The organism is Rhodococcus sp. MH15 (assembly GCF_019266045.1).
In the GTDB taxonomy this organism is placed as follows: Bacteria; Actinomycetota; Actinomycetes; order Mycobacteriales; family Mycobacteriaceae; genus Rhodococcus_F; species Rhodococcus_F qingshengii.
In genome coordinates, this window is record NZ_LPNP01000080.1 from 137,166 (window position 1) to 150,784 (window position 13,619).

Sequence of the window (13,619 nt, forward strand, 5' to 3'; positions counted from 1 at the left end):
TTCTCGCTTTTCGACGAGAGTGAAGGAAACGCATGAAGATCTCACGTGTATTCACCGCAGTTCTGGCGTTACTCATGACAGTCGCGGCCGGAGTGATCTTCGGCTCCGGCGCTGCGGTGGCGAGCCCCAAGCCAACCGTCGTTCTCGTCCACGGCGCTTTTGCCGACGCGACCAGTTGGGACGGCGTTGCCGCCGACCTATGTTCGCGTGGCTATCGCGTCGTGGCGCCGGACAATCCTCTACGCGGGCCCGCTTACGACGCGTCCGTGATCGAGAAGACGGTTGCGGACATCGACGGACCTGTCGTGCTCGTCGGACACTCGTACGGCGGCGCGGTGATCACCAATGTTCACGACCCGAAGGTGCAGTCGTTGGTGTACATCGCGGCGTTTGCTCCGGTTCAGGGTGAGCCGGTGCAGATCACGATCGATCCCATCAGGTTTCCTGGCAGCCAATTGCTTCCTCCGGCTCTGGGATTGAAGATCGTCGACGATCCTCACGCGATCGGCGGGAAGAACGTCGACGGCTACGTCACGGACGAGTATTTCCATTCCGTCTTCGCTCAGGATGTTTCCGACGAGACAGCGGCAACGATGTTGGCGCATCAGAAGTCTGCGGCTTTGTGGGCGAACCTCGAGCTCGGCGGGCCACCGTCGTGGGCGAACACACCGAGCTGGTATCTGGTTGCCGGTGAGGATCGCGTGATCCCAGCATCGGCGCAGCGGTTCATGGCAAACCGGATGGGCGCGAACACCAGCGAACTCCCGACCTCGCACGCATCGCTGGTTTCCCAGCCAGGGGCAGTGGCAGACGTGATCGTGGCGGCCGCTCACGGGTGAGTGTGCGACCGCCACGAAAGTTGAACAGGGTCAGGCGGAAACGATTACCGAGGAGCCGTGTCCGAACAGACCTTGGTTGGCGGTGATACCGATGCGGGCGCCTTCGACCTGACGGCCTTCGGCCTGTCCACGAAGCTGCCAAGTGAGCTCGCACACCTGCGCAAGTGCCTGTGCGGGAACGGCTTCGCCGAAGCATGCGAGACCGCCGGACGGATTGACCGGGATGCGGCCTCCGATACTGGTGTCACCCGCACGCAGGAGGTGCTCGGCCTCGCCCCGCTTGCAGAGGGCAAGGTCTTCGATCCAGTCCAGTTCCACGGAGGTAGCGAGGTCGTAGACTTCGGCGACGTCGACGTCCTCGGGAGAGATCCCGGCTTCTTCGTATGCGGCGTAGCCGATGGATTCCTTGAACGTGCGCTCCGGAGCGGGAACGGCGGAGCTGGAATCGGTGGAGAAGTTCGGCATGTCCATGATCGTCTGGGGGAACGTCGGCGTGACCGTCGAAATAGCCTTGATGCGAACAGGTTCCGCGATGCCCATCTTGCGGGCGTATTCCATCGACGTCAGCAAGATTGCGGCGCCGCCGTCGGACGTCGCGCAGATGTCGAGCAGGTGAAGGGGATTGGACACCACGGGGGAGGCCAACACGTTCTCGACGGTGACTTCCTTGCGGTAGCGCGCATTCGGATTGCTCAGCCCGTGCCTGGCGTTCTTGACCTTCACGTTGGCGAAATCCTCCGCGGTGGCGCCGTAGAGGTCGATGCGACGACGCGCGTTGAGCGCGAAGTACGCCGGGTTGGTCATACCCATGAGGCGGAAGCGCAGCCAGTCCGGGTCGTCCCAACGCTCACCGGCGACGGGAGCGAGGAAGCCCTTCGGCGTGGTGTCGGCGCCGACGACCAGGGCAACTTCGCTGAGGCCGGCCAGAATTCGTGCGCGAGCGGTGTCGAGTGCCTGGGCTCCCGTCGCGCACGCTGCATACGACGTGGCGACGCGAGCGCCGTTCCAGCCGAGGGCCTGAGCGAACGTGGCTCCGGCGACGTATCCGCCGTAACCGTTGCGGACGGTCTCGCCGCCGACGATGAAGTCGACGTCCTGCCAATTCACACCCGAATCGGCGAGCGCGGCGCGAGCGGCGGCAACGCCGTATTTCACGAACGACTGCCCCCACTTGCCCCAGGGGTGCATACCGACACCGAGTACTGCGACGTCCTTGCTCATGACTGCGACTCCTGATCAGCTGCGGCGACAGGCTTCCAGCGCCACGTCGTACGTACTCCGGTTTCGTCGGTGTACAGCGGCTCGACAACCAATTCGACGGTATTGCCGACCTTGAGATCGTCGACGCCGAATCCGTCGGCCACCTGGCCGAGGATGACGATGCCCTCGGGCAGTTCGACTGCTGCGAGAGCAAAAGGCTCGTACGGATCCGAGCGCGGGATGTATGGCGGCGGGGGCTGGTATTGCGCGTCGGTGTACGACCAGACAGTGCCGCGGCGGGAGAGTTCCACGTCGTCGAACTCCTCGCTGAAGCAGCTCGGGTTCTTGCAGAACGTCGCCTCACGAGGGAAGGAAATGGTGCCGCAGGATTGGCACTTCGTGCCGATCAGAGCAGGTTCGTCGCCGGTGGTGAACCAACCCTCTACTGCAGGTGTCACACTCCCGTTCGGCGCCGGCGTTGCAGTCTCGCTCATGCAATCCTCATCTGGTTGGCGAGCGTGATCCGGGGATCGTGGCTCGCTGTGCCGCTTACTGGAACAGGTTGCAGTATTACATGATTTCGGCCGCTGACGGGCATAAATTTTCGCTGAGTGGGACGTTGCCGGAACGCAGACGGCCCCGCCGGGCAGACGAGTCTGCAGGCGGGGCCGTGTGCGTGAAAGTAGCTGTTTACCTGTAGTGGATCAGCGAACGCGTACGGGTCGACCGAATCGACGCGTCGGTTTCACCCGGGCCGCAGCGTCGAGGATGGAGGTGATTTCGACCTGATCCAGAACCTTTTCGCGGGCACGATCGTGCGCAGCGCCGCGTTCCAGTTCCGCCTTGTCGATGGCGTGCCAGCCCTCGCGGTCGACGACGTCGGACTGTCGCGCCCGGACCAGACGATCGACTGCGGAGTCGTCGGCGACCGGGTTGGTCAGGTGTCCGTCGTTGAAGTCGTCGACGAGCATCCTGATCGTTTCCTGCGCGCAGGACTTGTTGGTGCCGATGAACCCACTCGGTCCGCGCTTGATCCAACCGGTCGCGTAGACCCCGGTGGCGGGATCACCGTTCGGAGCTTCGAGGACTCGGCCGTTCTCGTTCGGAATGACCGAAGCGCGCTCGTCGAACGGGACGCCGGGGATGGGCACTCCGCGGTAGCCGATCGAGGTGAGGACCAAGCCGGTATCGATGGTCTCGGTATCGCCGGTTGCTTCGATCTGCACGGTTCCGTTGGCGTCGACAAGAGCGTTGCGCGCGAACTCGATTCCGCTGACCTGATCGTCGCCGGTGATCGAGGTCGGCGTGAGCAGGTAGCGCAACGTGATGCGCTTGTTGCCGACGTCGACGTGATCGCGGTTCTTCAGGGCTTCGAGGAGACGCAACTTCTGCTCGACGGCATGCGGGAGTTCGCCGCGTTTTGCCAGTTCTTCGGTGGCCGAGTCGAGAACCATGTCGTCGGGTCCGACAGAGAGTTCGATGTCCGGCAGTGCCATCAGGCCGGTGAACTCGGGGACCGTGAACGCGGACTGCGCGATTCCGCGTCGACCCACGATGACAACTTCTTCGACGCGACTCTTCCGCAGAGCGGCGAGTGCGTGAGCGGAGATGTCGGTACCGGCCAACTTCTCGGGATCGGCCGTCAGAATGCGAGCGACGTCGAGCGCGACATTTCCGTTTCCGATGATGACCGCGCGGCGATGTGAGAGGTCGAAGACGTCGTCGGCGTGATCGGGGTGGCCGTTGTACCAGGCTACGAAGTCGGTGGCCGAGGCCGTGCCAGGCAGATCAGCGCCCGGAATGCCGAGACCACGGTCGGACGAAGCGCCGACTGCGTAGAGCACCGCATGGTGATTTTCGAGCAGTTCGCTGTGCGAGATGTGCTTGCCGATCTCGACGTTGAGGTAGAACTCGAAACCCTTTTGTGCGGCGATCTTGTCGAACAAGCGAGTGACCTGCTTGGTCTTCTGATGGTCCGGAGCAACGCCGGCGCGAACCAAGCCGTAAGGCACAGGAAGGCGATCGAAGACGTTGACCTGCACGTCAGGCTGAGTCAGTAACTCGTCCGCGGCGTACATCGCCGACGGTCCGGAACCGACGATGGCAACGCGCAACGGCGGTCGGCCCTTGTCGACGTGGGCTGCCGGGATGACCTTGGCGAGAAGCGGCCTGGGCCGCTCTTCCTTGTAGAAGTCCGAATTGATGGACAGGAAGACTCGCTGCGGGTCGGTCAGCTTCGACTCGGGGACGATGGCGTCGACCGGGCAGGCCGAGACGCATGCGCCGCAGTCGACGCAGGCCTGCGGATCGATGTGCAGCATCTCGGCGGTGAGGAAGTCCGGCTCGTCCGGCGTCGGATGGATGCAGTTGACCGGGCAGGCGTAGACGCACGAGGCGTCGCTGCAACAGGACTGCGTGACTACGTGTGGCATGGCGCTATGAGTCCGATCTCGACTGTCCGGGAGCTACGCGGCGGCGTTGTGCGAGCTGCGGTGAGGTTCGCTACGGAAGCGTGATGCGCGGCCGTCCATCTTGCAGGCCTTCCACACCAGGCGCGAGGCACGGTTCATCAGGCCGGTGTCGGTGGCCAGCATGCGGACGTCACCGAAGTAGTTGCGCAGGGTCTGGCGCGACTCGGGCAGATCCCAGAACAGGTCCTTCTTCACGGACTTCGGGATGTCGAACTGCTTCCAGAAGGACTTCGGCGGGATGACGATGGCGTCACAGAGAATGCGCATGACGATCGGGAACAGCAGCGAGAGGACAAACCGGTTCGGGCGTGACATCAGCGGGATGCGACGGCTCAGAAGCTTGTGCGCGAACGAGATGTGACGCGCTTCCTCGGCTACGTGGATGGCCATGACCGACTGCATGATCGGGTGGATCTGGCCGCCGGCGCGCAGGATGCTCTTCTGAATGTGGTCGATCGGCTCTTCACCGGCGAGGACACCGACGAAGAACAGTTCGGGGAACGGACCCGCAGCGAGGGGGATGAAGGGTGCAAGCATCTTCATCGGACGGCTCATGCCGGGAGCGTCGGCACCGATGCGGTTGACCATCTCCTGGAACATCATCGTGTGGTTGCACTCTTCGACCGACTCGTGCGTGCAGTAACGCGCCTCGGCCGAATCGTTGGGCAGCGAGAAGACGTACTGCATCATGCCGCGGATCAGAATGTTCTCGAACTGGAGACCGACCTTCGCGACATTGGCCTGGCGCCACATGCCGATTTCGATCTGCCTGGCCTCGGACTGCGACTGGTACCACGGGTGAGCACCCAGCGGATCTGTCTCGGCCGGGAGGATCCAGCGGCGATCGTTCGGGACGACGGCAAACTCGGGGGAGTCCCAGTCGATGTCGAGGTACGGGTCGAAGTGCTTGTGCACCGAGCCCTCGGACAGGAGTCGAAGCGTCTCGTTGTACGAGTCGTCGGATGCTTCTCCGCGCTTGTCGAGCGGCGATGTGAGCGTCATGGCGTCTCCTCTTCGTTTCGGTCACCGCTGGTATTTCTCGCGGTGTTCGGTGGAATCGAGGGCCGGTTGTGTGATCGCTGGCACTCGGTCTGGATTTAATGTAACCCGAGGTATCAGGAAAAGCTAGTGGCAGATACTCCTGAATCCCGACGAATTCTTGACATGGCCGAAACGGCGCCATAACTTACTTTTGAGTAATTTCCGCGGTGCGTCCGAAGTGGGCTGTTCAGGGACGGGTTCGCACCGAATCGCACGCGAAGATCGAACCGAGGCCGACGTGATCAGATCGATTCTCAGCAATCTTGCATTGAGACCGCCGACGCGTCTGCGCTCCCTTGTTCCGTCTCGCGGCGTCACGCTTTCCGACAAGACCATCGTCCTGACGGGAGCCTCGTCGGGGATCGGTGAGGCGACAGCTCATCTTTTGGCTCGTCGGGGAGCCGAGATGATCCTGGTCGCGCGCGGTGAGGAAAACCTCGAACACGTACGGGACGAGATTCACCGCAGGGGAGGATGGGCACACATCGTGCCTGCGGACCTCTCCCGCGGTGAAGCCGTCGACGAACTCGCGGAGACGATCGCGGATCGATTCGGGTCGGTCGATATCCTCGTCAACAATGCGGGTCGCTCGATCCGGCGTACCGCGTTGGATTCGGTCGACCGATTCCACGACTACGAGCGCACCATGGCGCTGAACTACTTCGGGCCGACAAGACTGACGTTGCGGCTACTGCCCGCGATGCTCGAGGCGAAGTCCGGACACATCATCAACGTCGGAACCTGGGGAGTCACTGCGGGCGTGATGCCCAGGTTCAGCGCCTATCACGCGTCGAAGTCTGCTCTCAGTGCATTCGGCCGAAGCCTCGGCGCGGAATGTCACGGCACCGGTGTCGATGTCACCACAGTGCAATTCCCACTCATACGAACACCGATGATCGCGCCGACGGCGGATTACGTGAGCCAGCCGGCGCTGACGGCCGATCAAGCTGCATCGTGGATCTTGAGGGCGATCAATACGCGTCCCGTCGAGCTGTATCCGCGGTACGCGGGGCTGTTACGAGCGATTGACGTTGTATCCCCTTCTGCCACTGACGCTCTCGTGCGAAGGGCCGGGATCTGAGGGGCTGGGATTTGAGGGGTTGGGATTTGAGGGGTTGGGATCTGACCAGAAACGTGCGCCAGCACCGGGGCATGGTTCGTCCCCGGTGCTGATGTATTCGATTGTCGCGGTTCAGGCTGCTGTAGGTGGGCTGTTCCCGCCGATCGGCTGTTGATACGGATCGATCGACATCGGTGGATAGAACACCGATTTCCGATCCGGGCCGATCTCGACACGCCACTCGGTGTGATGCAGCGTCCGATGATGATGACCACACAACAGAATCAGATTATCGAGATCTGTTGGGCCACCATCGTTCCAGTGAACAATATGATGAGCATCGCACCACCCCGACGGTGTCCCGCACCCCGGAAACGCACACCCACCATCACGAACCGCCAACGCCCGCCGCTGCGGAACCGTCGCCGTTCTCGCTTCCTTACCGCAGTCGAGCGGAACACCATTCTCGTCCAACAAAATCCGCGTGATCGTGCAGTCGCACGCCAACATCCGCGCAGTGTCGATACTGATCGGGCCCACCCAATCCGTCCACGCAAATCCCAACTCCTCAGTGGACGGCAACAGGTCTTTCAGAACTTTAAGGTCTGTCATATCTTTCGCCGACGCAGTCACCGTGATGTGCGGTTTAACCCCGCCCTCGATCGGACCCAACCCCGCCCGCTCGTACCGCCGCAGTAGTTCGCAAAACCCGTCCGCACGCCGTAATGCCGGCGTGCGGGCGTCCTTCACGCCGTCCTTCTCCGGTGTCGGCGCAGACAGGCTCGACAACAACGTGATCAACCGGGCCCCGTTGATCGCATCCAGGTCGCCCTTCACAGTGACCCGCCCGTACAAGCCTTTCGAGGCGTAGAACTCGTTACGCTCCGAATCCTCACCCACCGGAACGCCGTCCTCGCGCTTGCCGTACTGCTTCTCGATCCGCCGGATCGCCGCCCGCACCGCATCGCAATCCGCAATGTTCTTCGACGCCAACCCCAACAGAATCCCGCGAGCCTTGTCCACATCCGCCAGGGTCATGTTCTTCGGCGGATGCTGACAAAACGACGCCACCTGCCGCGCCTTCAACGCATCCACGTCACCGCGATGAAACGCATCCGCGACAACAGGTTCGAGCATCAACAACCGCGCCAACCCGACCAGCAGACTGCACTCACCGATCTCCAGATTCGTCGAACCATGCAACCACTGCGCGATCGCCCGAAAACCCTTCCCGCCGAGAACCTCACGGGAAAACATCTCCACGATCAGCAACACCATCCGCGACTGCAACTCGTGCCGGACACGCACCAGATCCAGAACCTCACTCTTGAGGCCCTCGCCATCCAGCTGCCACGCATCCCGACTGTCCATGCCGAAAGCATAATCGAACAAAGTTTCGAACACAAGAGAATGTGAATCGAAAATTGCTGCTATCAAATCGATTTCGACATTTCGGACAGTCGGTTATAGGCGGGTCGCCGACGTCGTCCACGTGCGCCGACGAGTGCGAGCGCCACCATCAACCCGGAGCACAACAGCATCACGGCAGTCTCGATGAACTGAAATTGCCAGTACCGGCTCTGTGGGTGATAGATCACGGCATAGTGATCGATTCCCTGTTCTCGAAGGCAGTTGTCGACCTCGAGGTCTTGCTGCTTGCGATCGGAATTGTCTGAGCCCCAGCACATTGTGTAATCGGCGTCGATCATGTTGCCATCCGTATCGGCGAAGCCGGCATCGATGACCCACCTCGAGTCGAGATTTTCATACGGCGACGGTGCATATTCCGCTGCACGTGCCAGTCCGTCGATGGGTTGCACTTCAGTGTCGGGGGCCAAGTAATGCTCGCGCATCGTCGCGCTCAGTGCGACGGGCACGATCAAGAACGCGAGAAGAGTCATGACCATCGCGAAGACGGTGTTGCGGATGAGCAATGCGGCTGCGCTGCCGGTAGTCATTGCTAAAAAGGTGTAGGCGCCGACGACGATTCCCGTCGTCTGAAAATTGGGGAACTCCATCAAGGAAAACGAGGTGGCTTCATTTGTTGCCGCCTGTCCCCGGCCAAGCGTCTGGGTCCAGCCGAGCACCAGGCCCAGGACTGCCATCGCAAGGGTGATGGGAACGAAGACCACCAGGACCCGCAAGAAATACCATCGAACAAGGCTGGTGGACTCGAGAAAATCGAGGTTTTCGGGACCCTGCTCGAAGTCTCGGGCGAATGTGGTGACGCCGACCAGCATTCCTGAGGCGAACGGTAGTAGGAGTACGAGAAGCGTCGTCAAGGTGAGAGCGGTGTCGGCACGGCAACTGCCACCTCCGTCGTACCAGCGTGAGCAGATGTCGCCGAAGTCCCAACTCTCGCCCGAACGCTGAACGAACCAACCTGAAATCGCCGTTGTCAGGATCAGAAGGAATATCACCATCGATGACCATACGATCTGCCCTCGGCATTGCCGCCAGGTCGCGCACATCATCGGCGAATGCAGCTCGGTGAAGTGTGTATGCGTCTCATGATGAAACAATACTGTCCGTTTGACGATTCGCACTGATTGCGAAGCCGATACCCCGGACCTGCTCCGAGGTATCGGCCTGAGGTCAGAGGCAGAAGAAACTGAGCGAACTGATTGCCGCGTTCTGCTCGAGTTGGCCGGCATCTCCGACGTTGCCGGCGGCGACTGACAGATCTTGAAGGGAGAGAATAGCGTCCATTGTCATTTCCTTTGTTGATCGGCGTTCTTGCCGATGGATTTGATCGATCGAGTTTGCTTGCGGTGTTGATTTAATTCCAGGTTTTTCGCCTGGTACTTCTGTGCTCCAATCTGCCGTGGGTGATAACTTCCGAACAATTAGGCGATGTGGCAGTTCGACGCGCACATCAGTGGAAACGACTGTCGGGCAGTTGCCGATCGGGTATATCGGAGCAACGCCAGTATTCCTGCAGATCCGGTTGCCCAGTCTGTCGAGAGTCTCAGGTTCTGTTCACCTGGAAAGTGCAGGCCTCCTGCGTGATTGAGGCTGTGCAAGCCCAGAAGCTGAAACTGCTGTGCAAGCGTCTGTTCACAATCGGCGCCGGCGTATGGAGTCTTGGAGAGTTCGCTGAGAAACAGAATCAGCCCGGCTCGCCCGTTGAGTAGTCCGGCTTGGGCAGTGAATTCGACTGTGGCGGCGCGGGATATCGCACGCACCGCAGCTGCGTAACGCGGTTCGTCGACATGGCGCAGAAGTTGAAGAAGTACCAGGCCCACACCGACAGACCCGGATCCGAGATACGGCATCGTCCGGCGCTCCTCTCTCAGCTGCATCGACCCGTCAGGGCACATCGACATCACAGACAGATCGATGTCGACGAGCTGGCGTGCGTGTTCCAGCGATCGAGGATCACCACTCAGTTCGTAGTGGCGAGTCCAGAACAGTGCTTGTCCGCTCGGTCCCCGCATCAGCCCACCTCGGCCGGCCACTGCCCAAGGTGTTCCGCCGGCGTCGCGGACATGCAAGCGAGCAGCTGAAATTCGTTCGCGCAGAGTTTCAGTCACGACGGCGAGAGTGGGTGACACGATCGGCCGTGAAACCGATTCCTCGAGTAGGAGGCAACCGATTCCGGAAAGGCCGCTGAAAAGGCTGGAGTCGATGTCGTCGAGTGGGGCTCGACGCAAAGTCTCGACCCACCTGTCGGCTGTCGAATGTCGCCCGTGATGCCGAAAGGTATGCACCGCACCCGCGAGCCCGTCGAAGAAGCCGAACTTTGGTTGAGTATCCGAATCAACTTGATGTTCAGTCCATTCCAGAACTGACTCCAAGGTGTCTGCGGGAAGTACATCGGCGAGCAGGTTTCCGCACGAGCCGTGAGCAATGCCGTAGCCGTTCACTTCGAACTGGGCGATGTCACCGGGAAAGAGTCGATCAGGGCGGGAGAGATCAAGCGAGGCGAGGATGCCGCAGCGCAATAGAGCGGCCGCCCGTTGCAGGTTTTCCCCGGGCGACGTGTCCCAACGATGCGGGCGATTCTCCGGTTCCGGCGCCTGTACGTCGAGCATCGAATAGAGCGAGGCACCGAAGGCACGAGGAAGATCGAATCGAGACACCGCATAGTCGATGAGTTCGGGAATCTTGTTGCAATCGAGAGGGAACAATGTAGTAAGTGGGACAAAGAGTCCCAGCTCGATGCATCCCAACGAGTATCGATCCGCCGCGATTCCTGTCAACTGTCGAGGTGCTGTGTATCCGGGGGCTCCGGTGGACCGGGGCGGATGCTCGTCGATGTTGTGGGCCATCTCGAAGTCGATGATCCGAATACCGGACGGTGAGCACATGACGTTGCCAGGGTGAAGATCGGCATGAACGATTCCGGCGTTGTGGAAGCTCTCGACTGCGGTAGTCAACTGTTGTGCAATGTCGAGTGCCCAGGTTCTGTATTCCGTTCGGGAACTGAGTGTCTGGTCGGCGCGTATCAGTGGGTGGCGGAGCGCAACTTCCTGATTCAGGGGAGTGCCGGCAGCGCGCTCGGTGACAAGGAAGTGGTGTCCCTCGCGCTCGAACAAGCTGATCGCAGAAGGTGTGTACGGGTTGTCGGCAAGGTGAGTCAACTTGTCGTACTCGTTACGGATGCGGTCGATTGCGTACCGGCCGTTTGCGTCTGGGGCGGTAAAGGGACGGCCTTCTTTGATGACCAGATCGATGCCGGCGTCGTCGAATGCGGAGTAGATCCCCCCGCTGTTGCTGAAGTGCAGGGCTTCATTGATCGAATAGGGGAATTCGTCATGTGATTTCAGCTTGTCTTGCTGCGCGCGAACGAAGTCCGGGATTTGTACCCAGTCCGGAGTTCTGAAGGAAGTGCCGCGCACATCGGGTTCGAGCGATCCGTCAGGACGCCGAATTGCCGGGACGCGATCGCCGAATGAATCGTAGGTCTGCATGGGCAGATACGCGCCGTACCGTAAGTAGAGCGGTCCCCGGTTCCATCGCACATCGCTGAGGATGTACGGCCCGTCGGCACCGGCGACAAGCTTGTCCAGTTCGGTGATGACACGTTGTGTGGCAACACCATCCGCCGGATAGATCGTGATGAATTTTCCGCTGGAAGTTCGATTGGCCTGCTTGCTGTTGGACAACATGAGGTCTGCTGCCGTCCGAAGAAATTTGAACGGCACATGATTGTGACCGCAATATACGGAAACGGTATCGAGCAGCTCCTGCGCGTTGGCTCGGGTAGCGGAGCAGTGAATCTTCCATCCTTGTTCTGGCAGCAGACCGTCGGGCGGTTGGAAGTAGTTCCACGGTCCACTTTGGGGACCGCGCCGCCAGAGCGACCAATCCACCGACTTCGCGGGGATAAAGTGCTGGTCAGTTGATGTATCTGGTCGGGTGACCGTTCTGATTCGGTCGTAGAAATGCGGGTCGGCACGCGTGAAGGCAACGTATCGCAGGTCCACGCCAAACCTCCCAGTCAGTCCCCCTGCGGTTGTCATCGATTGGTGCCACGCCCCGAATCCCCTGTGGCTTGGATTGCTTGTGGCGGAAGGTTATCCGATTCCGGACATTTCGGGCGAAGATTGAAAACCTATCATTCGAAAGTACTAATGAATGGCGTGGGCCAGGCGAGGTCACTGATCGCCCAGCTTTTAGTCGGCCGCATTTGTTTCGAGTTCGGAGGCCCCCTCTTGACGAGAGGATCAAGTCGGTGGTAGTTCTTTAGCGAGCGCTAAGTCAGGGTGCTCCCTCGATCTCGGTCCGGTACCCGGCGCCACGAAACACGGGTGCCGGACCGCCCCAGCAATGCACGTCCTCGAAGGGAACGAAGATGACCAAGGCAGTGATCGTCGATGTAGTCCGGATCGCGTCCGGCAAGGGAAAGCCGGGCGGAGCACTGTCCGGGACGCACCCTGTCGAACTGATGGCCCACGTTCTGCGTTCCATCACCTCGCGAAACGGCCTCGACCCCGCCCTGGTGGACGACGTGATCGGCGGTTGCGTCGGCCAGGCCGGTGAGCAGGCGCTCAACATCACCCGCAGCGCGGTCCTGTCGGCAGGGTTCCCCGAGTCGGTACCCGCCACCACGATTGATCGCCAGTGCGGATCAAGTCAGCAAGCTGCGCACTTTGCGGCGCAGGGCGTGATCGCCGGGGCCTACGACATCGTGATCGCGGCAGGCGTCGAATCCATGAGTCGTGTCCCGATGGGTACCACGACGATGGGGAAGGACGCTTCCGGTCCGGGCGTCGCGACTCGCTACCCCGAAGGCCTGGTCAACCAGGGAATCTCTGCAGAATTGATCGCCGCCAAGTGGAAGCTTGACCGCGACACTCTCGACGCATTCTCCGCGCAGTCCCACCAGCGGGCAGCAGAGGCAGCGGCGAAGGGGCTCTTCGACAAGGAGATTCTGCCGATCTCGGTGACCAACGCCGCCGGTGAGACCGTCTCGCATATCGTCGACGAGACGGTTCGAGCGTCTACTACCGCCGAGGGACTCGCCGGTTTGAAGCCGTCGTTCTACTCGGAGAAGTACGCGCAGCGCTTCCCCGAGGCGCAGTGGTCGATCACTCCCGGTAACTCGTCGCCGCTCACCGACGGCGCGTCCGCAGCACTGATCATGAGCGAAGAAATGGCGTCGAAGCTGGGGCTGACGCCGCGAGCTCGTTTCCATTCCTTCTCCGTTGCGGGCGATGACCCGATCTTCATGCTCACCGCACCCATCCCAGCCACCCACAAGGTGCTCGCTCGCGCGGGTCTGAGCATCGACGACATCGACACCTACGAGGTCAACGAAGCCTTCGCTCCCGTTCCACTCGCCTGGGCTCACGAGTTCGGCGCCGACCCGGCAAAGCTCAACCCGTGGGGCGGCGCGATTGCACTCGGCCATGCCCTGGGGTCCTCGGGTACTCGTCTGCTGACCACTATGGTCAACCACCTCGAGGCCACCGGCGGACGCTACGGATTGCAGACCATGTGCGAGGGCGCCGGCATGGCCAACGCCACCATCATCGAACGCATCTGAAACACATAACCTTTCGA

Annotated in this window: 10 protein-coding genes; 3 read left to right on the plus strand and 7 right to left on the minus strand. The window is 61.1% G+C overall.

The window, feature by feature from the left end; genetic code table 11:
- Positions 1-32 precede the first annotated feature (32 nt).
- Complete coding sequence (locus ATN37_RS23440; protein WP_218695673.1) at positions 33-839, plus strand: alpha/beta fold hydrolase; 807 nt, start codon at positions 33-35, stop codon at positions 837-839.
- A gap of 30 nt (positions 840-869) precedes the next feature.
- On the opposite strand, the gene ATN37_RS23445 is transcribed toward ATN37_RS23440, so the two are convergent.
- From ATN37_RS23445 to ATN37_RS23460, 4 genes are all read right to left on the minus strand, one after another.
- Positions 870-2,060: a lipid-transfer protein gene (locus ATN37_RS23445; protein ID WP_030536146.1), complete on the minus strand. Its 1,191-nt coding sequence runs from the start codon at positions 2,058-2,060 to the stop codon at positions 870-872.
- Positions 2,057-2,533: a Zn-ribbon domain-containing OB-fold protein gene (locus ATN37_RS23450; RefSeq protein WP_019745839.1), complete on the minus strand. Its 477-nt coding sequence runs from the start codon at positions 2,531-2,533 to the stop codon at positions 2,057-2,059. Before ATN37_RS23450 ends, ATN37_RS23445 begins: the two co-directional genes overlap by 4 nt.
- 210 nt (positions 2,534-2,743) lie before the next feature.
- A complete protein-coding gene (locus ATN37_RS23455) occupies positions 2,744-4,471 on the minus strand; it encodes an FAD-dependent oxidoreductase (protein ID WP_218695674.1) in 1,728 nt (575 codons plus the stop codon).
- Between the two features lie 33 nt (positions 4,472-4,504).
- Positions 4,505-5,512, minus strand: a complete 1,008-nt coding sequence (locus tag ATN37_RS23460; RefSeq protein ID WP_003943163.1) for a diiron oxygenase — start codon at positions 5,510-5,512, stop codon at positions 4,505-4,507.
- 277 nt (positions 5,513-5,789) lie between these two features.
- Between ATN37_RS23460 and ATN37_RS23465 the strand changes: the two genes are divergently transcribed.
- Complete coding sequence (locus ATN37_RS23465; RefSeq protein ID WP_074447109.1) at positions 5,790-6,632, plus strand: SDR family oxidoreductase; 843 nt, start codon at positions 5,790-5,792, stop codon at positions 6,630-6,632.
- Positions 6,633-6,743: 111 nt separating this feature from the next.
- Here ATN37_RS23465 and ATN37_RS23470 read toward each other — a convergent pair whose 3' ends face one another.
- From ATN37_RS23470 to lanKC, 3 genes are all read right to left on the minus strand, one after another.
- Positions 6,744-7,982 (minus strand): HNH endonuclease signature motif containing protein, encoded by a 1,239-nt coding sequence (locus ATN37_RS23470; protein ID WP_218695675.1) that lies wholly within the window; start codon positions 7,980-7,982, stop codon positions 6,744-6,746.
- Between the two features lie 62 nt (positions 7,983-8,044).
- Positions 8,045-9,034: a hypothetical protein gene (locus ATN37_RS23475; RefSeq protein WP_218695676.1), complete on the minus strand. Its 990-nt coding sequence runs from the start codon at positions 9,032-9,034 to the stop codon at positions 8,045-8,047.
- A 423-nt stretch (positions 9,035-9,457) separates the two neighbouring features.
- Entirely contained in the window at positions 9,458-12,040 is a 2,583-nt protein-coding gene (lanKC, locus tag ATN37_RS23480) for a class III lanthionine synthetase LanKC (RefSeq protein WP_218695677.1), read from the minus strand.
- 368 nt (positions 12,041-12,408) lie between these two features.
- Between lanKC and ATN37_RS23485 the strand changes: the two genes are divergently transcribed.
- Positions 12,409-13,602, plus strand: a complete 1,194-nt coding sequence (locus ATN37_RS23485) for an acetyl-CoA C-acyltransferase (protein ID WP_218695678.1) — start codon at positions 12,409-12,411, stop codon at positions 13,600-13,602.
- Positions 13,603-13,619 lie beyond the last annotated feature (17 nt).